The sequence below is a fragment of the Pseudomonas songnenensis genome, from assembly GCF_003696315.1.
Classification (GTDB): Bacteria; Pseudomonadota; Gammaproteobacteria; order Pseudomonadales; family Pseudomonadaceae; genus Stutzerimonas; species Stutzerimonas songnenensis.
On record NZ_RFFN01000003.1, the window covers coordinates 653,963 to 679,026 of the forward strand.

General features: G+C 64.1%; 20 protein-coding genes. 10 read left to right on the plus strand and 10 right to left on the minus strand.

Annotated elements, in window-relative coordinates; all coding sequences use genetic code 11:
* Positions 1-111: 111 nt before the first annotated feature.
* From EA798_RS11715 to EA798_RS11755, 8 genes are all read right to left on the minus strand, one after another.
* Entirely contained in the window at positions 112-1,014 is a 903-nt protein-coding gene (locus EA798_RS11715; protein ID WP_106157099.1) for an ABC transporter permease subunit, read from the minus strand.
* Positions 1,011-1,907 (minus strand): ABC transporter permease subunit, encoded by an 897-nt coding sequence (locus EA798_RS11720; RefSeq protein ID WP_106157097.1) that lies wholly within the window; start codon positions 1,905-1,907, stop codon positions 1,011-1,013. The genes EA798_RS11715 and EA798_RS11720 overlap by 4 nt, the downstream gene beginning before the upstream one ends.
* Entirely contained in the window at positions 1,904-3,055 is a 1,152-nt protein-coding gene (gene potA / locus EA798_RS11725; protein ID WP_106157094.1) for a polyamine ABC transporter ATP-binding protein, read from the minus strand. Before potA ends, EA798_RS11720 begins: the two co-directional genes overlap by 4 nt.
* A gap of 150 nt (positions 3,056-3,205) precedes the next feature.
* Complete coding sequence (locus tag EA798_RS11730; protein WP_122099049.1) at positions 3,206-4,291, minus strand: polyamine ABC transporter substrate-binding protein; 1,086 nt, start codon at positions 4,289-4,291, stop codon at positions 3,206-3,208.
* A gap of 267 nt (positions 4,292-4,558) precedes the next feature.
* A complete protein-coding gene (locus EA798_RS11740; RefSeq protein ID WP_106157089.1) occupies positions 4,559-5,656 on the minus strand; it encodes a polyamine ABC transporter substrate-binding protein in 1,098 nt (365 codons plus the stop codon).
* 219 nt (positions 5,657-5,875) lie between these two features.
* The gene (locus tag EA798_RS11745) at positions 5,876-7,234 is read right to left on the minus strand and encodes an aspartate aminotransferase family protein (protein ID WP_122099051.1); all 1,359 of its coding nucleotides are present in this window, start codon (positions 7,232-7,234) and stop codon (positions 5,876-5,878) included.
* Between the two features lie 85 nt (positions 7,235-7,319).
* On the minus strand, positions 7,320-8,678 hold the full coding sequence (locus EA798_RS11750; RefSeq protein WP_106157085.1) for a glutamine synthetase family protein: 1,359 nt from the start codon (positions 8,676-8,678) through the stop codon (positions 7,320-7,322).
* A gap of 41 nt (positions 8,679-8,719) precedes the next feature.
* Entirely contained in the window at positions 8,720-9,466 is a 747-nt protein-coding gene (locus tag EA798_RS11755; protein WP_122099052.1) for a gamma-glutamyl-gamma-aminobutyrate hydrolase family protein, read from the minus strand.
* Between the two features lie 237 nt (positions 9,467-9,703).
* Between EA798_RS11755 and EA798_RS11760 the strand changes: the two genes are divergently transcribed.
* The 5 genes from EA798_RS11760 (at position 9,704) to EA798_RS11780 (ending at position 14,451) form a co-directional block, all read left to right on the plus strand.
* Positions 9,704-11,080: a glutamine synthetase family protein gene (locus EA798_RS11760; RefSeq protein ID WP_085990603.1), complete on the plus strand. Its 1,377-nt coding sequence runs from the start codon at positions 9,704-9,706 to the stop codon at positions 11,078-11,080.
* A gap of 59 nt (positions 11,081-11,139) precedes the next feature.
* On the plus strand, positions 11,140-11,790 hold the full coding sequence (locus EA798_RS11765) for a TetR/AcrR family transcriptional regulator (RefSeq protein ID WP_122099053.1): 651 nt from the start codon (positions 11,140-11,142) through the stop codon (positions 11,788-11,790).
* Between the two features lie 132 nt (positions 11,791-11,922).
* Positions 11,923-12,804, plus strand: coding sequence for an N-carbamoylputrescine amidase (gene aguB, locus EA798_RS11770; protein WP_122099054.1), 882 nt, complete (start codon positions 11,923-11,925; stop codon positions 12,802-12,804).
* Between the two features lie 94 nt (positions 12,805-12,898).
* The gene (gene aguA, locus EA798_RS11775; protein WP_122099055.1) at positions 12,899-14,005 is read left to right on the plus strand and encodes an agmatine deiminase; all 1,107 of its coding nucleotides are present in this window, start codon (positions 12,899-12,901) and stop codon (positions 14,003-14,005) included.
* A gap of 41 nt (positions 14,006-14,046) precedes the next feature.
* On the plus strand, positions 14,047-14,451 hold the full coding sequence (locus EA798_RS11780; RefSeq protein WP_122099056.1) for a VOC family protein: 405 nt from the start codon (positions 14,047-14,049) through the stop codon (positions 14,449-14,451).
* Positions 14,452-14,471: 20 nt separating this feature from the next.
* On the opposite strand, the gene EA798_RS11785 is transcribed toward EA798_RS11780, so the two are convergent.
* Together EA798_RS11785 and desA are read right to left on the minus strand one after the other, a co-directional pair.
* A complete protein-coding gene (locus EA798_RS11785; protein WP_106157069.1) occupies positions 14,472-15,470 on the minus strand; it encodes a GGDEF domain-containing protein in 999 nt (332 codons plus the stop codon).
* Positions 15,471-15,598: 128 nt separating this feature from the next.
* Entirely contained in the window at positions 15,599-16,789 is a 1,191-nt protein-coding gene (desA, locus tag EA798_RS11790; protein WP_122099057.1) for a delta-9 fatty acid desaturase DesA, read from the minus strand.
* Positions 16,790-17,145: 356 nt separating this feature from the next.
* Here desA and EA798_RS11795 point away from each other — a divergent pair, with 356 nt between their 5' ends.
* From EA798_RS11795 to EA798_RS11815, 5 genes are all read left to right on the plus strand, one after another.
* The gene (locus tag EA798_RS11795; RefSeq protein WP_122099058.1) at positions 17,146-20,103 is read left to right on the plus strand and encodes a PAS domain S-box protein; all 2,958 of its coding nucleotides are present in this window, start codon (positions 17,146-17,148) and stop codon (positions 20,101-20,103) included.
* A gap of 48 nt (positions 20,104-20,151) precedes the next feature.
* Positions 20,152-20,538 (plus strand): response regulator, encoded by a 387-nt coding sequence (locus tag EA798_RS11800; RefSeq protein ID WP_122099059.1) that lies wholly within the window; start codon positions 20,152-20,154, stop codon positions 20,536-20,538.
* Between the two features lie 74 nt (positions 20,539-20,612).
* A complete protein-coding gene (locus EA798_RS11805; protein WP_122099060.1) occupies positions 20,613-23,024 on the plus strand; it encodes an ATP-binding protein in 2,412 nt (803 codons plus the stop codon).
* Complete coding sequence (locus tag EA798_RS11810) at positions 23,025-23,411, plus strand: response regulator (RefSeq protein WP_015278921.1); 387 nt, start codon at positions 23,025-23,027, stop codon at positions 23,409-23,411.
* Positions 23,404-25,041 (plus strand): diguanylate cyclase, encoded by a 1,638-nt coding sequence (locus EA798_RS11815; RefSeq protein ID WP_122099061.1) that lies wholly within the window; start codon positions 23,404-23,406, stop codon positions 25,039-25,041. The genes EA798_RS11810 and EA798_RS11815 overlap by 8 nt, the downstream gene beginning before the upstream one ends.
* The last annotated feature ends 23 nt before the right edge of the window (positions 25,042-25,064 follow it).

The window sequence follows — 25,064 nt, forward strand, 5'->3', positions numbered from 1 at the left end:
GCGGTGGATAAGCTTCGCGTTATTCCCTACCGCTCTGCGGCAGGGGACAATCCATCTGAAACGAAAAGGGCGCATCGATGCGCCCTTTTCGTTTTGCTGCTCAAACCATCATCAGGTATGCGCCGAAGGCGGTACCAGCACCTTGCGGCTGTCGATCACCTGGCGCCAGGTGGGATTGCCAGCGGTCTCATCCATCGCCTGCTGCATGGCGCGGATGCGGCGTTTTTCGGCGCGCCGGGTGAGGTACCAGGCAAGGAAGGTCGCCAGCGACACGCTGAGCAGGATCAGGCTGGCCACGGCATTGATTTCCGGCTTCACGCCCAGGCGCACGGCGGAGAAGATCTCCATGGGCAGGGTGGTCGAGCCGGGACCGGAGACGAAGCTCGCCAGCACCAGGTCGTCCAGCGACAGGGCGAAGGAGAGCATGCCGCCCGCGGCCAGCGACGGCGCGATCATCGGCATGGTGATCAGGAAGAACACCTTCCACGGCCGCGCACCGAGGTCCATCGCTGCTTCCTCGATGGACAGGTCCAGCTCCCGCAGACGCGCCATCACCACCACCGCGACGTAGGCCGAGCAGAACGTGGTGTGCGCGATCCAGATGGTCACCAGGCCGCGCTGAGCCGGCCAGCCGACCAGTTGCGCCATGGCCACGAACAGCAGCAGCAGCGACAGACCGGTGATCACCTCGGGCATCACCAGCGGCGCCGTGACCAGGCCACCGAACAGCGTGCGGCCACGGAACACCGGGATGCGCGTCAGCACGAAGGCAGCCATGGTACCCAGCGCCACGGCGGCGACTGCGGTATAGGCGGCGACCTCCAGTGAGCGCATCACCGCGCCCATCAGCTGCGAGTTGTCGAGCAGGCCGGTGTACCACTTCAGCGACCAGCCACCCCACACCGTCACCAGCCGCGAGGCGTTGAACGAGTAGATGACCAGAATCACCATCGGCAGATAGATGAACAGCAACCCGAGCACCAGGATCAGGTTGGAAAAGCTCCAGCGCCTCATAGCTTGCCCTCCAGTTCCTTGGCTTGGTTCCGGTTGAACAGGATGATCGGTACCAGCAGGATCGCCAGCATCACCACCGCCAGCGCCGAAGCCACCGGCCAGTCGCGGTTGTTGAAGAACTCCTGCCAGAGCACCTTGCCGATCATCAGCGTCTCCGGGCCGCCGAGCAGTTCGGGGATGACGAACTCGCCCACCACCGGGATGAACACCAGCATGCAGCCGGCGATGATGCCGTTCTTCGACAGCGGCACGGTGATCTTCCAGAAGCTGGTGAGGTTGCGCGCGCCGAGATCGGAAGCGGCCTCCAGCAGGCTAGGGTCGTGCTTCACCAGGTTGGCGTAGAGCGGCAGGATCATGAACGGCAGGTACGAATAGACCACGCCGATGTACACCGCCACGTCGGTGTTGAGGATCTGCAGTGGCCGGTCGATCAGGCCCATGCCGAGCAGCAGGCTGTTGAGCAGACCATTGCTGCTGAGGATGCCCATCCAGGCGTAGACGCGGATCAGGATGGCGGTCCAGGTCGGCATCATGATCAGCAGCAGGAACACCGTCTGCAGATCCTTGCGCGCCCGGGCGATGGCATAGGCCATGGGGTAGCCGATCAGCAGGCAGAGCAGCGTGCTGAAGAAGGCGATCCTCAGCGAGCCCAGATACGCCGCCAGATACAGCTCGTCTTCGCTGAGGAAGATGTAGTTACCGAGATTGATCAGTACCTGCAGCTGCTGGTCAGCGTAGGCGAAGATGTCGGTATATGGCGGTATCGCCACATCGGCTTCGGCGAAGCTGATCTTCAGGACGATGGCGAACGGCAGCAGGAAGAACAGGAACAGCCAGAGGAAGGGCACGCCGATGACCAGTCGGCGTCCGCTATTCAACGGCGAGCGCTTCATGCCTGCAGCACCACGCCGCTGTCATCCCACCAATAGACGTACACCTGTTCCTCCCAGGTTGGCAGCTTCACGTGACGCTCGGTGTTGGCCATGAAGGCCTGCAGCACACCGCCGGACGGCAGCTTGATGTAGTACACCGAGTGGCCACCGAGGTAGGCAATGTCGTGGACCACGCCCTTGGCCCAGTTGTAGCCGGGACGCTCCAGCTCCGGCAGTTCGGTGCCGATCAGCAGCTTTTCCGGGCGGATCGCGTAGGTGATCTGCTTGTCCTCGGCACGGGTGCTGATGCCGTGCCCGACATAGATCGGATTTTCCAGGCCTGGGCTGGCGATGACGGCGTGGTCGCCCATGTCTTCAATCAGTTCGCCATCGAACAGGTTGACGTTGCCGATGAACTCGCAGACCAGGCGGCTCGCCGGAGTCTCGTAAATGTCCATCGGGCTGCCGACCTGGGCGATCCAGCCGAGATGCATGATGGCGATGCGTTCGGCCATGGTCATGGCCTCTTCCTGATCGTGGGTCACCATTACGCAGGTCACGCCGACGCGCTCGATGATCTGCACCAGCTCCAGCTGCATCTGCGAGCGCAGCTTCTTGTCCAGCGCGCCCATCGGCTCGTCGAGCAGCAGCAGCTTGGGCCGCTTGGCCAGCGAGCGCGCCAGGGCAACGCGCTGGCGCTGCCCGCCCGAAAGCTGATGCGGCTTGCGCTTGGCGTACTGGGTCATCTGCACCAGGCCAAGCATTTCCTTGACCCGCTCCTCGATCTCCGCCTTGGGCAGGCCGTCCTGCTTGAGACCGAAGGCGATGTTCTGCTCCACCGTCATATGCGGGAACAGCGCGTAGGACTGGAACATCATGTTGATCGGCCGCTCGTAGGGCGGCATGTCGGTGATGTCCTGGCCATCGAGGAAGATGCGACCTTCGGTGGGGCGCTCGAAGCCGGCGAGCATGCGCAGCAGGGTCGACTTGCCCGAACCCGAGCCACCCAGCAGCGCGAAGATCTCGCCCTGATGGATGCTCAGCGACACATCATCGACCGCCACCGTTTCGTCGAACTTCTTGGTGACACGATCGATCTTGAGCAGCACCTGCTTGTTCTTGCTCTGGCCACTGAGGGCTTTTTTGTAGGCGCTGGAGGCAACGGCCATGCGCGAACTCCCGAAATGAAAAAGGTTGGCCGGCCTGGGCCGGATATCTAGTGGTCGTTGCAACGAGCGCGTCATCGGACGCGCCCTTCGTTCAGGCCGCCCCGCTTCGTCCTGGCAGCACCGTGGACGAAATGGAGCGGACTACGGGATTCACTTGCCGGACTTCACCTTGGTCCAGGCGCGGGTCGTCAGTCGTTGGATCTTCGGCGGCAGCTCGGCCGAGACATACAGCCGATCCAGCACCTCCTGCGGCGGATACACCGAAGCGTCCTCGCGCACCTCTTGGTCCATCAGCTCGCCTGCCTTGAGATTCGGATTGGCGTAACCGACATAGTCGCTCACCGCGGCAATCACCTCGGGGCGCAGCAGATGGTTGATGAATGCATGGGCTTGCTCGACGTTGCTGGCGTCGGCGGGGATGGCCAGCATGTCAAACCAGAGGTTGGCACCCTCCTTGGGAATGGCGTAGGCGATCTCGATGCCCTTGCCGGCTTCCTCGGCGCGGGCCGCAGCCTGGAACACATCACCGGAGAACCCGGCGGCGACGCAGATATTGCCATTGGCGAGATCGGAAATGTACTTGGACGAGTGGAAATAACGCACATGCGGACGCACGGCCAGGAGCTTCTCTTCGGCCTTCTGGTAATCCGCGGCGTTCTCACTGTTGGGGTCCAGGCCCAGGTAGTTGAGCATGGCCGGGATCATCTCATCGGCCGAATCGAGAAAGGCGATGCCGCAGCTGGCCAGCTTTGCCGCGTTCTCCGGCTCGAAAATCACCGACCAGGAGTCGATTTCATCGACACCAAGGGCGGCCTTGACCTTCTCGACGTTATAGCCGATGCCATTGGTGCCCCACAGATAGGGCGCGGCATGGGCGTTGCCGGGGTCGTTCTTCTGCAGCTGCTTGAGCAGCGCCGGGTCGAGATGTTCCCAGTTCGGCAGCTTGCTCTTGTCCAGGGCCTGGAACGCACCGGCGCGGATCTGCTTGCCGAGGAAATGGTTGGAAGGCACTACCACGTCGTAGCCACTGCGGCCGGCGAGCAGTTTGCCTTCGAGGGTTTCGTTGGAATCGAAGACGTCGTAGACGGGCTTGATGCCTGTCTCCTTCTCGAACTCCTCCAGCGTCGTTTCGCCGATGTAATCCGACCAGTTGTAGATGTGCACAGAGGCGGCCTGGGCGGTCGCGGCACCGGTCATGGCGGCGGCGACGAGCAGCGACTTGAGGGTCGAGCGCATGGGGTGAGTCCTCTTGTTACAGGCCGCGCGTGATCCCGGCGGGAAAGGCGGGCTGTTTATTGGAAAAACCTCTGAAAATCAACAGATTTGGTGTAATTGCCGGTTCACTTGCGAGAAAAGGGAATGAACGGGAATGCCTGAACCGCCACCGGACGCGTTCGCCTTGTCAGTTCCACGCAACGCCCGCCCCGGCATCCAACCGGGGCGGTGGTGGCCTCCCCTGTCGGGTACGCATGCCTCATGCGACCCGACACGCGAGCGGCTGAATCAACGCCCGGATTTGATCTTGGTCCAGCTGCGGGTCATGGCGCGCTGGGTCTTGGGATCGAGGTCCGGGAAGGTATAGAGCTTTTGCAGCACCGCCTGGCTCGGGTAGATGCCTTCGTCGGTGCGGATCGCTTCGTCGAGCAGCGGAGTGGCCGCGGCGTTGCCGTTGGGGAACTGCACGTAGTTGGTGATCGAGGCCATCACTTCCGGCTTCATCAGGTAGTTGATGAAGGCATGGGCGCTATCGACGTTCTTGGCATCGGCCGGCACCGCCAGCATGTCGAAGAAGCTACCGGCACCTTCTTTCGGAATCTTGTAGCCGACGTTGACGCCGTTGGCCGCTTCCTCGGCGCGCGACTTGCCCTGGTAGATGTCGCCGGAGTAGCCGATCGCCACGCAGATGTTGCCGTTGGCCAGGTCGGAGATGTACTTGGAGGAGTGGAAGTAGGCGACATGCGGGCGGATCTGCATGAACAGGTCTTCGGCCTTCTTCAGCTCGTCAGCCTTGCCGCTATCCGGCGCATGACCCAGGTAGTGCAGCGCGGCGGGCAGCATCTCGGTCGGCGAGTCGAGGAACGCGACGCCGCAGGATTTCAGCTTCTCGATGTTCTCCGGCTTGAAGACCAGGTCCCAGGAGTCCACCGGTGCGTTGTCGCCCAGCACGGCCTTGACCTTGTCGACGTTGTAGCCGATGCCGATGGTGCCCCACATGTAGGGGATCGAGTACTGGTTGCCCGGGTCGCTCGGCTCCAGTGCCTTGAGCAGGTCCTTGTCGAGATTTTCCCAGTTTGGCAGCTTGGACTTGTCCAGCTTCTGGAACACGCCAGCCTTGATCTGCTTGGCCAGGAACGGGTTGGACGGCACCACAACGTCATAACCGGAGCTGCCGGCCAGCAGCTTGGCTTCCAGCACTTCGTTGCTGTCGAAGACGTCGTAGACGACCTTGATGCCGGTTTCCTTGGTGAAGTTTTCCAAGGTGTCTTCGGCGATGTAGTCGGACCAGTTGTAGACGTGCAGTACCTTTTCCTGGGCCTGCGCAGCCCCGGCAACGGTGCCGGCCAGCGTCATGGCAAGAAGGGTCTTGGCGAAGGGATTCATCCGTGCAGCTCCTGTTGTCATCATTAATGTCGGGGCAGTGGAACAGGCCATGAACAGCGCGGCGGCCTGGCGGTGTGCCGGCATCGACACACCCCTCGGTAGGTCTGGCTTCCAGCACGCGCGCAGTCTGGCAAGGTCAGAGGCTTTTTTTCAACAAGCCAAACGCATAGCCGTGTGCAATCGACAACCTTAGCTCAGCTGCCGCCAACTGCCGCACGCTCAGCCCAGCGCATCCCTGGCCGTTGCATCCAGACACAGACGCACCTTGCCGATCAGCTCGTCGATCTGCTCCTCACTGATCACCAGTGGCGGCGAGATGATCATGGTGTCACCGACCGCACGCATCACCAGGCCGTTGCGGAAGCAGTGCTCGCGACAGCGCATGCCCACGCCTGGGTCGGCAAAGCGCTCGCGGGTCTTCTTGTTCTTCACCAGCTCGAGCGCACCGAGCAGGCCGACACCACGCGCCTCGCCCACCAGCGGATGCTCGAGCAGTTCCTGCCAACGGGATTGCAAATAGGGTGCCGTCTTCGTCTTCACCCGCTCGACGATCTTTTCCTCGCGCAGGATGCGGATGTTCTCCAGCGCCACCGCTGCAGCCACCGGATGCCCCGAATAGGTGAAGCCGTGATAGAACTCGCCACCTTCGTTGAGCGTCTGCACCACTTCGTCGCGCACCACCACGCCGCCCATGGGGATGTAGCCGGAAGTCAGGCCCTTGGCGATGGGCATCAGGTCCGGCGTGAGGCCGTAGTAGTCACTGCCGAACCACTCGCCGGTACGGCCGAAACCACAGATGACCTCGTCGGCGATGAAGAGGATGTCGTAGCGCGCAAGGATTTCCTTGATCCGCGGCCAGTAGCTCTCGGGCGGGATGATCACGCCGCCGGCGCCCTGGATCGGCTCGGCGATGAAGGCGGCGACCTTGTCCTCGCCGACCTCGAGAATCTTCTGCTCCAGCTGGTCGGCGATGCGTACGCCGAACTCTTCCGGGCTCATGTCGCCGCCCTCGCCGAACCAGTAAGGCTGGTCGATATGCTCGATGCCCGGGATCGGGCCGTCACCTTGCTCGTGCATGGCCTTCATGCCGCCGAGGCTGGCGCCGGCGATGGTCGAGCCGTGATAGCCATTCCAGCGGCCGATGACCACCTTCTTCGCCGGCTGGCCCTTGATCGCCCAGTAATGGCGCACCATGCGCAGCACGGTGTCGTTGGCTTCCGAGCCCGAGCCAGTGAAGAACACATGGTTCATCCCGGCCGGCGCGATGTCGGCGATCGCCTTGGCCAGGGCCACGGCCGGCGGATGGGCGGTCTGGAAGAACAGGTTGTAGTACGGCAATTCGCGCATCTGCCTGGTCGCAGCCTCGACCAGCTCCTCGCGGCCATAGCCCAGGTTGACGCACCAGAGCCCGGCCATGGCGTCGAGGATCTTGTGCCCTTCGCTGTCCCACAGATAGACGCCGGACGCCTTGGTGATGATGCGCGTGCCTTTGGCGTTCAGCGCCTTGTAATCGGTGAACGGCGGCAGATGATGGTCGCGGCTCAGCGCTTGCCAGTGCAGGGTTTGCGAATCGCTCATCAGTCACCTCTCGATAAAGTTCGTGCATGTTCGGTGGAAGAAAAAAGCGTCATCCACCCTACGACCGGCTCCGACGGAAGCGGCCCTACACCGACAGCATCAGGAATTCCCGCTCCCATGAGCTGATTACGCGGTGGTAGTTCTCCTGCTCGGCACGTTTGACCGCGACGTAGCCGGTGATGAATTTCGGGCTCAGGTATTTCTCCAGCTCGCGGCAGGTCTCCATCCGCTCCAGCGCCGCTTCCAGGGTCAGCGGCAGGCGCAGGTTGCGCCGCTCGTAGCCGCGACCCTTGACCGGCTGGCTCGGCGGCAGCTGCTCGACCATGCCGATGTAGCCGCACAGCAGGCTCGCGGCGATGGCCAGGTAAGGGTTGGCGTCGGCTCCGGCCAGGCGGTTCTCGACACGGCGGTTCTGCGGATCGGAATCCGGCACGCGCAGGCCCACGGTACGGTTCTCTTCGCCCCACTCGACGTTCACCGGCGCCGAGGTGTCCGGCAGGAAGCGGCGGAACGAATTGACGTTCGGCGCGAACATCGGCAGCAGCTCGGGGATGTACTTCTGCAGGCCGCCGACGTGGTGCAGAAACAGCTGGCTCATGGAGCCGTCGTCGTTGGAGAAGATGTTGCGCCCGGTGTTGAGGTCGATGACGCTCTGGTGCAGGTGCATCGCGCTGCCCGGCTCGCCGGTCATCGGCTTGGCCATGAAGGTGGCGGCGACGTTGTGCTTGAGCGCCGCCTCGCGCATGGTGCGCTTGAACACCAGGATCTGGTCGGCCAGGTGCAGCGCCTCGCCGTGACGGAAGTTGATCTCCATCTGCGCGGTGCCTTCCTCGTGGATCAGGGTGTCCAGATCCAGGCCCTGCGCTTCACACCAGTCGTACATGTCCTCGAACAGCGGGTCGAATTCGTTGGCGGCGTCGATGGAGAACGACTGGCGGCCGGTTTCCTGGCGGCCGGAGCGGCCGATCGGCGGCTGGAACGGCAGGTCCGGGTCTTCGCAGCGCTTGGTCAGGTAGAACTCCATCTCCGGCGCGACGATGGGTTGCCAGCCGCGATCGGCGTACATCTTCAGGACGCGCTTCAAGATATTGCGCGGCGAGAGTTCGATGGGATTGCCCATCTTGTCGTAGGTGTCGTGGATCACCTGGGCAGTCGGCTCGATGGCCCAGGGCACGAGGAATACGGCGTTCGGATCAGGCCGACAGAACATGTCGATATCAGCCGGGTCGAGCAGCTCGTAGTAGATGTCGTCCTCGACGTAATCACCGGTCACGGTCTGCAGCAGCACGCTTTCCGGCAGGCGCATGCCCTTTTCGTCGAGAAACTTGTTGGTCGGGGAAATCTTGCCGCGGGCGATGCCGGTCAGGTCGCTGATCAGGCATTCCACTTCGGTGATCTTGCGTTCTTTCAGCCAGCTGGTGAGCTGGTCGAGCTGGATACTCATGTTGACCTCAATTTGCTGGGGAGGGCCGCCGGGGTCGGCCGTCAGCGTTGTCGGGCGCGGGCCGCGCACGCCTCGGCGAAACCCCTGAACAGCGCCAGATAATGCGGATGCTCATGCACCTGCCATTCCGGATGCCACTGTACGCCGAGGGCGAAGCTGCGTGCCTGCTCGACGGAAAACGCCTCGATCAGCCCATCCGGTGCCAGGGCTTCGATGCGCAGGCCGCCGCCGAGTCGCTCGACGCCCTGACCGTGCACGGAATTGACCTGAATCTGCGCCGGCAGGCCGAGCCGCTCGAGCAGGCCGCCGGGCTGCACGTGCAGCGCATGGCTGAGGCCGTATTGCACGTCCAGCGGATCATCGGGGCGCTCGCGGTGGTCTTGGTAAGGCCCGGCTTCGTGAACCTTCTGATGCAGGCTGCCACCAAAGGCCACATTCATTTCCTGGAAGCCACGGCAGATGCCGAACACCGGGATGCCGGCCTCGACCGCGGCACGGATCAGCGGCAGGGTGAGGCGATCGCGCAGCGGATCGTGATGGGTGCCCGCGTCGCTCGCAGGCCCGCCATAATGATGGGGCTCGACGTTCGACGGCGAGCCGGTGAACAACAGCCCGTCGAAACTCTCCAGCAGGGTCGCCGGGTCGATCAGCTCGTCCAGCGCCGGGATCACCAGCGGCACGCCGGCGATCGCCGCGGCACGCAGGTACTTGTCACCGGCGATGTGAAAGCTGTGGTGGCCGATCTGCCTGGTGCAGGCGGAAACGCCGATCAGTGGCTTGCGCGACATGGGATACTCGTCGTTCGGATAAGGCATACCGGAGAGTAGTCTTGTTCATTTTTATAGACAATAGCCCGAGCATTAGCTCGGCGAGCTATAACTTCAGCGCGCTGGAGATGCCCCAAAAAAGGCCTGTCATGGGCACTCATGGGGCGCTGGCGGGCTACTCTTGACAGTGAACCGGCTTTTCGATTGACTCCAAGACAAGCATCTGATGATTGAAATTTTTAACAATTAAGGTAATTCATCATGGCCCCGCCGCGTGCCGTTCAGCTCAACGAAGCTAACGCATTTCTCAAGGAACATCCGGAGGTTCAGTACGTCGATCTGCTGATCACCGACATGAATGGAGTCGTGCGCGGCAAGCGCATCGAGCGCGCCAGCCTGCACAAGGTGTACGAAAAAGGTATCAACCTCCCCGCTTCGCTGTTCGCCCTCGATATCAACGGCATCACCGTTGAAAGCAGCGGGCTGGGCATGGACATCGGCGACTCCGACCGCACCTGCTTCCCGATCCCCAACACACTGTGCAAGGAGCCCTGGCAGAAGCGTCCCACCGCGCAGCTGCTGATGACCATGCACGAGCGTGACGGCGACCCGTTCTTTGCCGATCCGCGCGAAGTCCTGCGTCAGGTGGTGAGCAAGTTCGACGAACTCGGCCTGACCATCTGCGCCGCCTTCGAGCTCGAGTTCTATCTGATCGACCAGGAAAACATCAACGGCCGGCCGCAGCCGCCGCGCTCGCCGATTTCCGGCAAACGCCCGCACTCGACCCAGGTCTACCTGATCGACGACCTCGACGAATATGTCGACTGCCTGCAGGACATTCTCGAGGGCGCCAAGGAACAGGGCATCCCGGCCGATGCGATCGTCAAGGAGAGCGCCCCGGCGCAGTTCGAGGTCAACCTGCACCACGTCGCCGACCCGATCAAGGCCTGCGACTACGCGGTGCTGCTCAAGCGGCTGATCAAGAACATCGCCTACGACCACGAGATGGACACCACCTTCATGGCCAAACCCTATCCGGGCCAGGCCGGTAACGGGTTGCACGTGCACATCTCGCTGCTCGACAAGAATGGCAACAATATATTCGCCACCGAAAATCCGCTGGAAAGCGCACCACTCCGCCACGCCATCGGTGGTCTGCAGGAAACCATGGCTGCCTCGATGGCCTTCCTCTGCCCGAACGTGAACTCCTATCGCCGCTTCGGTGCGCAGTTCTACGTGCCGAATGCGCCGTGCTGGGGCATGGACAACCGCACCGTGGCGCTGCGCGTGCCGACCGACAGCCCTGACGCCGTGCGCGTCGAGCACCGGGTTGCCGGCGCCGATGCCAACCCGTATCTGATGCTGGCGAGCATTCTTGCCGGGGTGCATCACGGCCTGACCAACAAGATCGAGCCGGACGCGCCCATCGAGGGCAACTCCTACGAGCAGGTCGAGCAGAGCCTGCCGACCAACCTGCGCGACGCCCTGCGCGAGCTGGACGACAGCGAGATCATGGCGCGCTACATCAGCCCGGATTACATCGACATCTTCGTCGCCTGCAAGGAAAGCGAGCTGGCCGAGTTCGAGCACTCGATCTCGGACCTGGAATACAACTGGTATCTGCACACCGTCTAGCGCCAGAACATCCGGCACGGCGGTTTGCATCCATCGCCGTGCTGGCTTCAAATAGGCCGATGACCAAGTCCAGTCCCGCGACGCCCAGTCGTCGCCCGCGCGCCAGCAGCCAGACGCGCATTCGCCAGATTCTCGCCAGCGCCCGCGAACTGCTCGCCGAGCAGGGCGCCACGACGTTATCCGTGTATGCCGTGGCCGAACGCGCCGGCATTCCGCCCTCTTCCGTCTATCACTTCTTCTCCGGTGTGCCGGCGCTGCTCGCAGCGCTGACGGCGGACGTCCACGCGACCTTCAGAGCCAGCCTCGAACAGCCCATCGATCACCAGAGCCTGAACAGCTGGCACGACCTCTCGCGACTGATCGAACAGCGCATGCTGACGATCTACCAGCAGGACAGCGCCGCCCGCCAACTGATCCTGGTGCAGCATGGTCTCGGCGAAGTCACTCAGACCGACCAGCGCCTGGACCTGGAACTCGGCCAGGCGATGCAGGCCGTGTTCGAACGCCACTTCGCGCTGCCGCCGCTGCCGCAGGACATCGATGTCTTTGCGCTGGCACTGGAACTCGGCGACCGCGTCTATGCTCGATCCATACAGCTGTACGGCAGCCTGACGCCGCGGATGGCCGAGGAAGGCATGCGGGTGTTCGACGCCTACCTCGGCCTGTATCTGCCGCCGTACCTGCCCAAGCGGGAACAAGCCGAAAGCTGATCGATAAATATCGATAAATGGTCGTTCCCCATCGGCTTTTCGATCATATAACCACTATCAATCCGGATAACTATCGAATAAATTTGCACCTTCGATAGCCGCCGTCCCTTCAACCGCAGCCGCGAGGTTTCCATGTCCCGAGTCGTTACCGTTGCCGCCACCCAGATGGCCTGTTCCTGGGATCGTCAGGCCAACATCGCCAATGCCGACAAGCTGGTACGCGAGGCCGCCGCCAAGGGCGCGCAGATCATCCTCATCCAGGAGCTGTTCGAGACGCCCTACTTCTGCCAGAAGCCCAATGCCGAATACCTGCAGCTGGCCACACCGGTCGAGCAAAATCCGGCTATCCAGCATTTCCAGAAGGTCGCCGCCGAGCTGCAGGTGGTCCTGCCGATCAGCTTCTTCGAGCTCGCCGGCCGCGCACGCTTCAACTCCATCGCCATCATCGATGCCGACGGCAAGCTGCTCGGCGTCTACCGCAAGAGCCACATTCCGGACGGCCCCGGCTATCACGAGAAGTACTACTTCAATCCGGGCGACACCGGTTTCAAGGTGTGGAACACCCGCTACGCCAAGATCGGCGTGGCTATCTGCTGGGACCAGTGGTTCCCCGAGACTGCGCGCAGCATGGCGCTGATGGGCGCCGAACTGTTGTTCTACCCGACCGCCATCGGCAGCGAGCCGCATGATCCGAACATCACCTCACGCGACCACTGGCAGCGCGTGCAACAGGGCCACGCCGGCGCCAACCTGATGCCACTGATCGCCAGCAACCGCATTGGCCGCGAAGAGCAGGACGGCTACGACATCACCTTCTACGGCTCGTCGTTCATCGCCGACCAGTTCGGCGCCAAGGTCGAGGAAATGGACGAAACCAGCGAAGGCGTGCTGGTGCATCAGTTCGATCTCGATCAGCTCGAGCATATCCGCAGCGCCTGGGGCGTGTTCCGCGATCGCCGGCCGAACCTCTACGGCTCGATCAAGACCCTGGACGGCCAGACGCCGTCGGAGTGAACGTAGGGTGGAAAACCATGCAGCGTTTTCCACCAGGGACGCCACGTGGTGGAAAAGGCCTGCGGCCGTTTTCCACCCTACCAGGACCTCAGCCATGACCACCCTCAGCTCCACGCCCCGCCAAGACGGCTACTTCATGCCCGCCGAGTGGGCGCCGCACAGCCAGACCTGGATGGTCTGGCCGCAGCGCCCGGACAACTGGCGTGACAACGGCGCGCCTGCGCAGGCCGCGTTCACCGCAGTCGCCAAGGCCATCGCCCGCTTCGAGCCGGTCACCGTCTGCGCCAGCGCCGAGCAGTACCTGGCCGCCCGCGCAGCACTGGACGATCCGCGCATCCGCGTGGTGGAAATCAGCACTGACGATGCCTGGGTGCGCGACACCGGGCCGACCTTCGTTGTCGACAACAACGGTGGGCTGCGCGGCGTGGACTGGATGTTCAACGCCTGGGGCGGTGAAGACGGCGGGCTCTATGCAGACTGGCAGCGCGACGACCAAGTGGCGCGCAAGATCCTCGAGATCGAGTACTGCGATCGTTACCGCACCGAGGGCTTCGTGCTCGAGGGCGGCTCGATCCATGTCGACGGCGAAGGCACGCTGATCACCACCGAGGAGTGCCTGCTCAACCGCAACCGCAACCCGCATTTGTCCTGCGAGCAGATCGAAGCGGTGCTGCGCGGGCACCTGGCGGTCGACCGCATCATCTGGCTGCCGCACGGCCTGTTCAACGATGAAACCGACGGCCACGTCGACAACTTCTGCTGCTTCGTGCGCCCGGGCGAAGTGCTGCTGGCCTGGACCGACGACGCGAACGACCCCAACTTCGAGCGCTGCCAGGCGGCCATGGCCGTGCTGCAGGCCACTCGCGACGCCAAGGGCCGTGCACTGACCGTGCACAAGATGCCGATCCCCGGCCCGCTGCATGCGAGCGCCGAAGAATGCGCCGGCGTCGCTGCGCTGGACGGCAGCCAGCCGCGTGACCCGTCGATCCGCCTGGCCGGCAGCTACGTGAACTTCCTCATCGTCAACGGCGGCATCATCGCGCCGGCCTTTGGTGACCCGCTGGACGCCGAAGCCGAACGCATCCTGGCGCAGGTGTTCCCGGAGCATCAGGTGGTGATGGTGCCGGGTCGCGAGATTCTCCTCGGCGGCGGCAACATCCATTGCATCACCCAGCAGCAGCCGGCACCGCTGTTACGCTGACGCAGCTGCCTTGAGCCTGCCTGAGGTACGAGGAGGTTTCGATGGAGTTTCTGGTGAACCTGGATGTCGACGATCTGGAGCGGGCCGTCGACTTCTACCAGTCGGTGTTCGACCTTCGTGAGGGCCGCCGCCTCGGCAGCTTCGCGGTGGAAATGCTCGGCGGCCCGACACCGATCTATCTGTTGCTCAAGGACGCGGGCAGCGCCGCAACCCCGGGAGAGGCCCAGCAGCGCAGCTACGAGCGGCACTGGACGCCGATCCATCTGGATTTTGTCGTCACCGATATCGAAGCCGCCGCGGCCAGGGCCATCGCCCATGGCGCACGCCTGGAACAGCCGATTACCGCGCAGGTCGGACACAAACTGGCGCTCATGGCCGATCCGTTCGGCCATGGATTCTGCCTGCTGCAGTTCACCGGTGGCGGTTACGACGAGCTGGCCCGCTGAGCAGCCTCCCCGGCAGGGTCTCAGCCGACGATCACCTGGTTCTTGCCCAGGCGCTTGGCGCTGTACATCGCCGCGTCGGCGCGGGCGAACACGCTGCTCAGCTCGGCGTCGCTGGCCCTGAGGTAGGTCAGGCCGAGGCTGGCGGTGACGCGGAAGCGCTCGCCGTTCTCGGCGGTGAACACCACCCGCTCGATCTCGCGCTGCAGGCGTTCGGCGATCTGCTCGGCCAGATCCGGCTGACAGCCCGGCAGCACCGCGGCGAACTCCTCACCACCGATGCGCCCGAACAGGTCGCTCTGGCGCAGCACGGATGCGCCACAGCGGGCGACCTTCTGCAGCACCTGATCGCCCATCTGGTGACCATGGGTGTCGTTGATGCGCTTGAAGTCATCGATATCCAGCAGCAGGAACGCCAGCGACGAAGCGAACTGCCGGGCACGCTCGAACTCGGCGCGGGCGCATTCGAAGAAGTGCCGGCGGTTGCTGCTCTGGGTCAGCACATCGGTGGTGGCCAGACGCTGCAGTTCGCCTTCGAGCTGCTTCTTCTCGGTGATGTCCTCGGCAATGCCGACGATGATCGGGCTCTGCCCTTTCTCGCCCGGCCGCCCGAGAAAGCACTTGTCGCTCAGCCAGCGCAGCTGGCCGTCGCCACGGATGATGCGGTATTCGCGGGTTTCCACGGCACCCTCGTCGAGCACGGCGAGCATGCTCTTCTGGGCGTACTCCACATCATCGGGATAGATCGCGTTGCGCCACTCGCCATAGTCGGCCAACAGCAGCGCCGGCGAGCGACCGAAGATGCGCTCGTAAGCCGGGCTGACGTAGATCATGCGCTGCGCCTGCCAGTCGAATGCCCAGAGGACCGCATTGACGCCGCCCAGCAGGGTGCTGAACAGCTGCTCGCGCTCCCCCAGTCGCGCTGCTTCCGCCCGCGCGTGCATCAGCGCCAGCAACGTCTGCGCGTCGCCGCCTGGAGGCATCCTCATTCCCGAATCACCCTGATTGCTCGCCAGCCGCATAGCCCATCTTCCTGAAACGACCGCCGCGCAGGGCGGCGGTACTGCATGGTTTTAGAGTGCTGTTCAGAAAGTCGGCAAGGCGCAAAGTTCCGGGGCCGCGGACGCGCGCCGCTTGAGCCGATCGAAGGTCAGGCCGGGGCGACGGATGGACGTAGCGAGTAGGTCCGCAGGTGCCCGGCGAACTCGTGCAGTGACTGGATACCGCTGGCCTCGGCTTCGTGCACCCACTGCTTGATGGCGGCGAGCATCTCATGGCCGTTCGAGCTGGTCTTGCTCCAGATCTGCTGCAGCGCCAGACGCTTCTCGTAGATCACCTTGAGTGCCTGACTCTGCGCCAGCATGACGTCGATATGCGCTTGCTGTTCCTGCTGCAAGAGACTCGGCTCACGGGACAGCAGGCGCTTGGCGCGGCGCAGCTGATGACGCAGCGTGGCGTCGGCGCGATTCAGCTCCTGGCGCACCAGCGGCACGATGACCAGCTTGCGGTACTGCGCCATGATCTGGAAACGGTTGTTGAGGATCGCCATGGCGCTGTCCATGTCCAGCTGCTGCTTGCCTTCGATGCGATGGGCAATCGGCGCGGTGCGGTTGACCTTGGCCAGTCCGAACAGGCTGAACAGACGTATCCAGGCCCAGCCCATGTCGAACTCCCACTTGCGCACCGAGAGCTTGGCCGAGTTTGGGTAGGTGTGGTGGTTGTTGTGCAGCTCTTCGCCGCCGATGAGGATGCCCCAGGGCACGAGGTTGGTCGCCGCATCGCGGCATTCGAAGTTGCGATAGCCGACCGCATGACCGAGGCCGTTGACCACACCGGCGGCCCAGAACGGAATCCAGATCATCTGCACCGCCCAGACGGTCAGGCCGAGCGCGCCGAACAGGGCCAGGTCGATCAGCAGCATGAGCACGATGCCGGTGTTGGGGAAACGCGAATAGAGGTTGCGTTCGATCCAGTCGTCCGGGCAGTTCTTGCCGTAGATACGCAGGGTTTCCTCGTTCTTCGCCTCTTCCATGTACAGCTCGGCGCCCTTGCGCACGACCGTCGAAAGGCCCTTGTGCACCGGACTGTGAGGGTCGTCAGGCGTTTCGCATTTGGCGTGGTGCTTGCGGTGGATGGCGGTCCACTCGCGGGTGTTCATCGCCGTGGTCAGCCACAGCCAGAAACGGAAGAAATGCTTGAGCGCCGGATTCAGTTCCAGCGAGCGGTGCGCCGAGTAACGGTGCAGGTAGACCGTGACGCTGACGATGGTGACGTGAGTCAGCAGCAGCGTGGTCGCGATGAGTTGCCAGACCGAAAGGTCGAGTAAACCGGTGTGCCACATAGTAACGGGGTGCCTCTTGGATTAGCCGCACCGGCGACCTCCGCCGCTGCTGACCTTCCTGCAGCCTATCACTCCCCTACGTTGGGGCGAACACGACGGCCGACCGACCGTCGCAATTCTGGTGATTTTTTGACCAGCCTCGGCTGCAATCAATCACCCGCAGCAAACTGTGGGCGCCGGCCCGCGCCGGCAATGCTCGCTATCGGCAAGTGCTGGCATAGAGCTATCATTGCTCCTTTTCCCTCAGGATGGTGCGTCACCATGCATAGGTCATACGCCGGGTACAGCGCAGAGCATGCTTATCGCTGCGCGCGTGCGATGCAGGCCGACCATCACCAGCGACGGTCGACACGTCGATGAGCGACGTCGGCACCACACCGCACTGGACCTTCGCGCTCGGCAGCCTGCTGCTCGTGCTGCTGTTCGGCAGCCTGGCGTTCAACGATTACCGCGCCCGCGATGCCGCCTGGCAGCTGGAGATCGAAACCCATGGCGAGCTACAGAGCCTGGCCTTGCGCAGTGCGCAGTCCAATCAGCAACGTCAGGCCGATATGGTCGCCAGCGCCCTGGCCGGCAATGCCGAAGTCCAGCGGCAGATGCGGCGTATCGACGGTGCGCTGCGCGCCGGCGCGACGCTGGACGACGCCCGCATCGAACTGGCCCGCCAGCGCCTGCAAGCCGCCCTGACGCCCGCCTGGACGTCGATGCAGCGCCACCAGGGTCTGCAGCTGCAGCTGTTCTGGGGCGATAGCGGACTCACCGTCTTACGCATGCAGCAACCCGAGCGTTTCGGCGACATGCAGGCAGCCCGCCGGCCGATGCTGCAACAGGCGCTGCGCGATGGTGCCGTGCAGACCGGGGTGGAGGTCGATCCGCTCGGCGCCAGTAGCCGAGCAATCATCCCGCTGTATGGTGAGGATGATCGCGCCGAGGACGTCATCGGCGCGCTGGAAGTGGGGTACAACGTGCTGCCGGACCTGGCCGAGCTGGGCGAGCAGCTCGCCGCCGGGCTCGCCCTGGTGGTCAACCGCGCCGCCTTGCAAGCAGCCGGACTGGACGCGCCCAGCGGCGTTCACCTGCACGCCGGCAGCGACTGGCAGCTCACCGGCCACTCGGCAACGCAGATCCTGCACTGGGCGCAGACCGGGATGCTGCCGGAACCGGAGAGTGGCATGGTGCTGCGCCTGCTGAGCGCTGACGGGCGCACTTACATGCTCAACCAGATTCCACTGCAGACGGATCACCAGGCCCAGCCCACCGCGCCGCTGGCAGCGGCGCTGGTCTGGCGTGACATCAGCAGCATGCAAGCGGAGCACCAGGGAGCCGAGCAGCGGCTGCTGGTCAAGTGGGGCCTGGCCTGGCTCACCACCGAAGCCCTGCTGCTGACATTGGCGTTCCTGCTGCAACGGCGCCTCAGCGTGCAACGGCAGCATCAGTTCGCCCAGCAGCAACAGAGCCGCCGCCAGCAACGCCTGTACGACCGTGCCCAGAAGATCGCCAGCCTGTTGCCAGGGATGGTGTTTCAGCTCAAGCGCTTCGCCAACGGTCGTTATGCATTCCTCTATGTCAGCGAGGGTGCCCGCGAACTCTACGGCACCGATCCGCAGCGTCTGCTGGAGGATGCTGCCCAGGCGCTATGCCGTGTGCACCCACAGGACCTGTCCCGCTTGAAGATCGCGTTGCTGCGCCTGGCCGCGCGTCCGGGCCGCGGCGCGGTGGAGTTCCGCATCCACCATCCGCAACGCGGTCTGCTCTGGGCGGAGGGTCGCGCCAGCGCCGAGCGGCTGCCCGACGGGTCGGTGCTGTGGCACGGCTTCGTCACCGAGATCACCGAACTGATGGAAACCACCCGCGCGCTGCAGAAAAGCGAGAGTCGCTTTCGCGCCATGGTCGGCAACCTGCCCGGGGTGGTCTACCGCTGCCGCAACGATGGCGAACGCACCATGAGCTATCTGAGCAATGGCATCGAGCGGCTGACTGGCCATCCGGCCAGCGATTTCGTCGGCAATCCCGTACGCAGCTATGCCAGCCTGATCCATCCAGACGACCTGGAACTGGCCCGCCTGCATCCCGAGCAGGGCATGTTCGAAGGCACCTACCGGCTCATCAACGCCGAAGGCGCTACCGTCTGGGTGCGTGAAAAGGCGCGTGTCCTGCGCGAGCGCGACGACCCGATCGGCTGGTGCGACGGCTTCGTCTGGGACGTCACCGACCAGATGCTGGCCAAGCAGGAGATGCGCGAGCGCGAGCAGTACCTGAGCATGCTGATCGATAACGTGATCGACGCGATCATCATCATCGACGCACGCGGCATCATCGAAACCTTCAACCACGCCGCCGAGCAGATCTTCGGCTACAGCAGCGCGGAAATGCTCGGCCAGAACCTGTCGATGCTGATGCCCGAACCGGACCGCTCGGCCCACGATGGCTACCTGGACAACTACACGCAGCGCGGCACCTCCCACGCGCTGGAGCAGAACCGCGAACTCACCGCGCTGCGGCGCAACGGTGAAACATTCACCATCGAGCTGCGCGTGTCGCAGATCAGCCATCACGGCGAGCGCAAGTTCATCGGTCTGGTGCGCGACATCACCGAGCGCAAGCGCGTGGAGCGGATGAAGAGCGAGCTGGTGTCCATCGTCAGCCATGAGCTGCGCACCCCGCTGACCTCGATCTCCGGTGCGCTCGGCCTGATCGTCGGCGGCGCGCTGGGCGAACCGACGCCGGGCATGCGCCAGATGCTCGACATCGCGCACCAGAACAGCCTGCGCCTTGGCCGCCTGGTCGACGACCTGCTCGACATGGACAAGCTGGTCGCGGGCAAGATGGCCCTCGCCCTGCAAGAACATTCGTTGCCATTGCAGCTGCAGCTGGCGGTCGGCGCCAACCTGGGCTACGCCACGCAGCACCACGTGCAGCTCGAACTGCTGCCGACACCGCCGCTGCGGCTGATGGCAGACGACGACCGGTTGCAGCAGGTACTGGCCAATCTCATCTCCAATGCGGTCAAATTCTCGCGCGAAGGCGGCACTGTGCTGCTGGGCGGCGAACGCCGCGGCGACTGGGTGCGCATCTGGGTACGCGACCAGGGCCCGGGCATCGCGCCGGAGTTTCGCGCGCGGATTTTCCAGAAGTTCTCTCAGGCCGACTCTTCCGACACTCGGCAGAAGGGCGGTACCGGGCTGGGTCTGGCCATCAGCAAGGAGCTGATCGAACACATGCACGGCCGGATCGGCTTCGATTCCGAACCCGGCCATGGCGCCTGTTTCTGGTGCGAGCTGCCGCTCGTGCCGGCCGCGGCCGAACTATCCTGATGCTTCCGTTGATGCGGACGCCCATGCAAACCGACCCATGGAGGCACAATGGCCGAGCTCCGGCGCATCCTGCACGTTGAAGACGATCCCTCCATCCAGGCGGTGACCAAGCTGGCCCTGGAGGCCATTGGCGGCTACCAGGTACTGTCCTGCTCTTCGGGCGCCCAGGCGCTGGAAGAGGTGGAAGCCTTCGCTCCGGATTTCATCCTGCTCGACGTGATGATGCCCGGCATGGACGGACCGCAGACGCTGCTCAACCTGCGCGAGCGCGTCGACCTGGAGCGGATTCCGGTAACATTCATGACGGCCAAGGTGCAGCCCGGCGAGATCGAACACCTGCGCAAGCTGGGCGCCCGCGATGTGATCATCAAGCCATTCGACCCGATGCAGCTGGCCGAGCAGATTCGCGCCATCTGGCTCGCTGACCGATACTAGCCAGACGCAGCCGACGTCCGGCCGCAACCTGCGGGCCGGCCGGACGACATTCACCGAGATACAAGGCATCGACGATGGAGTTACCGCAAGCAGACCCGGCGTCGACGCTATCCATGACGCCGGTGCGCGAGCTTTCACGCCTGGCGGCATTGCTGCGCTATGAAATCCTCGACACGCCCGAGGAGAGCGCCTTCGATGATTTCACCGAGCTCGCTGCACGCCTGTGCGAGACGCCCATCGCGCTGATCTCCCTGGTCGACGACCGTCGCCAGTGGTTCAAGAGCCGCGTTGGCCTGGAGGTCAGCGAAACCCCGCGGGAAATCTCCTTCTGCACCTACACCATCCTCGGCGAGGAAATCTTCGAAGTCCCCGATGCGCTGCAGGATCCGCGTTTTTGCCATAACCCGCTGGTAGTCGGCGATCCACATATCCGCTTCTACGCCGGCACTCCGCTGACGTCGCCGGATGGCTATAACCTCGGCACGCTGTGCGTGATCGACCGGGAACCGCGCCGGCTGAGTGCCGAGCAGCGCGACACGCTCGAACGCCTCGGCCGCCAGGTGATCCGCCTGTTCGAGCAGCATCTGCTGGCGCACCGTTATGCCGAGCAGGCGGCGCTGCAACAGGCCATGCTCGACAGCGCCTCCAGCGCGGTGCTGGTGACCCGCCCAGATGGTGTGGTGACCAGCGTCAACCCGACTGCCGAGCGCATGCTGGGCCACAGCGAACAGGAGCTGGTTGGCCATCAGCTGACCTCGGCGCTGTTCCGCCGGGAAGCGCTGCAGCGGCGTGCCACCCTGCTGTCCAATGAGCTGCAGACACCGATCGAGCCCGACTTTGCGGTGCTGACCGCGCCGCTGCATCGCGGCCGTCGGGAAATGTCGGAGTGGCGCCTGCGCCATCGCAGCGGTGCCGATGTGCCTGTGCTGGTCGGGGTCACCGCGATCCACGATGAGCAGGAAGAGCTGCGCGGCTATCTGGTCAACGCCTACGACCTGGCCTATCAGGAACAGCTGCAGCTGCGCTTGCAGCAGATCGCCGCCCAGGTGCCGGGCATGCTGTTCCAGTTCCACTGGCGGCCCGATGGCGCGTCCTGCTTTCCCTATGTCAGCGAAGGTGTCGAACAGATCTACGGACTGAGTCCCGGCCAGCTCGCCGGCAGCTTCGCGCCGATCATTGCGCGGGTCTATGCCCTCGACCGCAGCGCCCTGCTCGGCAGCATCCGCGAGGCAGCCGCCGAACTGGCGCCCTGGCACATCGAGCATCGTGTCGAGCATCCGCGCAAAGGGCTGATCTGGGTCGAAGCCCGTGCCACCCCGCTGCAGCAGGTCGACGGCTCGGTGCTCTGGCATGGCTTCGTCACCGACATCACCGTGCGCAAGGCCGAGCAGCTGGAGCTGGAGCGTCAGCAGGAAATGAACCGGCGCCTGCTCGAGGCACTCAGCGAAGCGGTCATTGCCTGCGATGCCGACGGCTGTCTGACCCTGTTCAATGAGAAAGCCAAGCAGTGGCACGGTACCGATGTCGCCCCGGTGCCGCCCGACGAATGGCCGACCCGCTATCAGCTCTACCACCCGGACGGCGTCACGCTGCTGCGCCCGGAGGAAATACCACTGCTGCGGGCACTGCATGGCGAGCACGTCTGCGATCACGAAATGGTGCTGCTCGGCCAGGGTGAGCCGCGTCATGTGCTGTCCAATGCCGACCCGCTGTACACCTCCGATGGCCAGCCGATGGGCGCGGTGGCGGTGCTGCACGACATCACCGAACGCAAGCGCATCGAGCGGCTGCAGCGCGAGTTCATCTCCACCGTCAGCCATGAGCTGCGCACCCCGCTGACCTCGATCACCGGCGCCCTCGGTCTGATCTGCTCGAACGTCATGGGCGAAGTGCCCGAAGCGATGCACGAGCTGCTCGACATCGCCCAGCAGAACAGCCAGCGCCTGAACGCGCTGATCGACGACCTGCTGGACATGGACAAGCTGCACGCCGGGAAGATGCGCTTCGCCCTGCTCCGCCAGCCGCTGCAACCGCAGCTGGAACTGGCCCTGCGCAGCAACCGCAACTACGCCGAACAGCATGGCGTGGTGCTGCAGCTGGGCACCTGCCCGGCCGTAACGGTAGAGATCGACGCCATGCGCCTGCAGCAGGTGCTGAGCAACCTGCTGTCCAACGCGGCAAAATTTTCCCCGGCCGGGGAGCAGGTCGAGCTGTCGGCGACCCTCAGTGACGGGCGGGTACGCATCAGCGTCCGAGACCGCGGACCGGGGATTTCCGCCGATTTCCGTGAGCGGGTATTCCAGAAGTTTGCCCAGGCCGACTCGTCCGACAGCCGTCAGCAAGGCGGCACGGGACTTGGCCTGGCGATCAGCAAGGAGCTGATCGAACGCATGGGCGGGCAGATCGGTTTCGAATCCGAGCCCGGCCATGGCGCCTGCTTCTGGTTCGAGTTGCCCAGTGAAGGGCTGGCCAAGGAGAGTCCATAGATGAAACAGCTCAAACGCATTCTGCATGTCGAAGACGTGCCCTCGATCCAGGTCGTGACCCGCATTGCCCTGGAGAAGATCGGTGGCTTCGAAGTACTCAGCTGTCCGTCGGGACAGGCTGCGCTGGAGCAGGTGCAGGCCTTCGCCCCGGATCTGATTCTGCTCGACGTGATGCTGCCGCAGATGGACGGCATCGAGCTCGTCCGCCAGCTCGGTCAACTGATCGACCTGCAGCAGATACCCGTGGTGTTTCTCACCGGGCACCTGCAGCCCGAGCGGCTGCATGAACTGCGTCAGCTCGGCGTGCGCCAGGTACTCAGCAAACCCTTCGACCCGCTACAGCTCGCTGCCCAGCTGCAGCAGGTCTGGGAGGCCGAACATGGATGAGCAGGTACGGTTCGCGCTGCAGGAACAGCTGGCCCAGCTCGAACAGCAGTTCGGCGAACGCCTGCAGGGCGATCTGGCAGACCTCGGCACGCTGGCCACAGAACTGCAGCACAACCGCGCACCCGGCAACCGCCGCCAGCTGATGCTCGGCATTCGCGAGCGCCTGCATCGGCTTGCCGGAGCCGCCGGCACTTTCGGCTTCGCCAAGCTTGGCGAACGCGCCAGGCAGCTCGAACAACGCGCCGATCGCTGGCTGGATTCGGCGAAACCCGGCAGCCGTGCGGTGGAGTCGTTCTCCCGTGCGCTGCAACAGCTGGCCAGCCAGACGCCCGGCCAGGAACGCGCGGCGGCGGAGTTGCCCGACCACCATGACGAGCCAGCCCCCGGCTGCCGCATCTATCTGCTGGAAGCCGATCCGGTCGCCGGTTGCAGCATGGCACTGACGCTGCGCAACTTCGGCTACCTGGTCAGCCAGTGGCAGGATTTCGCCGCCTTGCAGCAGGCTGTGGCAACCGAGCCGCCCGACGCGTTGATCGTCAGCGTGCAGCACGATAGCGAGCTCGAATCCGTCGCCTCGCTGCAGCAGGGCCTGGACCATCCGCTGCCACTGCTGGTGATCCACGAGCGTATCGATTTCACCAGCCAGCTGGCCGCCGTACGCGCCGGCGCCCAGGGGTTCTTCAGCCGCCCACTGGACATCACCCAGCTGGAGAACAGCCTGGAACGCTGCCTCGATCGCCAGCAGGGCGAGCCGTTCCGGGTGCTGATCGTCGATGACGATGCCGAGCTGGCGGCACGCTACAGCCTGGTGCTGCGCAATTCCCAGATGCAGGTGCAGACCCTTACCGAGCCGACTCAGGTGCTGGAGACCATGCGCAGCTTCAACCCCGAGGTGCTGCTGCTGGACGTCAACATGCCTGGCTGTTCCGGCCCGGAGCTGGCGCAGATGATCCGACTGCACGACGAGTGGCTGCGGGTGACCATCATCTACCTCTCGGCCGAAACGGATATCCAGCGGCAGATGGCGGCACTGCTCAAGGCCGGCGATGACTTCATCACCAAGCCGATCAGCGATACGGCATTGGTTGCGTCGGTATATTCCCATGCGCAACGCGCGCGCTCGCTGAGCACGGCGCTGGCGCGCGACAGCCTGACCGGGCTGCTCAAGCACGCCGACATCAAGGAGCAGCTGGCGCTGGAAGTGCAACGCGCGACGCGCAGCGGCAAGCCGGCCAGCGTGGTAATGCTCGACCTCGACCACTTCAAGCACGTCAACGACACCTACGGCCACGCCGCCGGCGACAACGTGATCCGCGCCCTGGCCAACCTGCTGCGTCAGCGCCTGCGCCGCATCGACAGCCTCGGCCGCTATGGCGGCGAAGAGTTCGTCGCAGTGCTGCCAGAATGCACGGCGCTGCAGGCCCGGCGCATTTTCGACGAAATTCGCGTGCGCTTCGCGGCGTTGAGCTTCTACGGCGGAGACAGCCAGGAGTTCTACGTGACCTTCAGCGCCGGCATCTGCCAGACCGATGGACACACCGCCGCCGGAGTGCTCCTGGAGCGCGCCGATCAGGCTCTCTACGTGGCCAAGCACAAGGGCCGCAATCTGGTACAGGTCGGCGAGCACTAAACCGCGCCCTGTATTGCGAACCG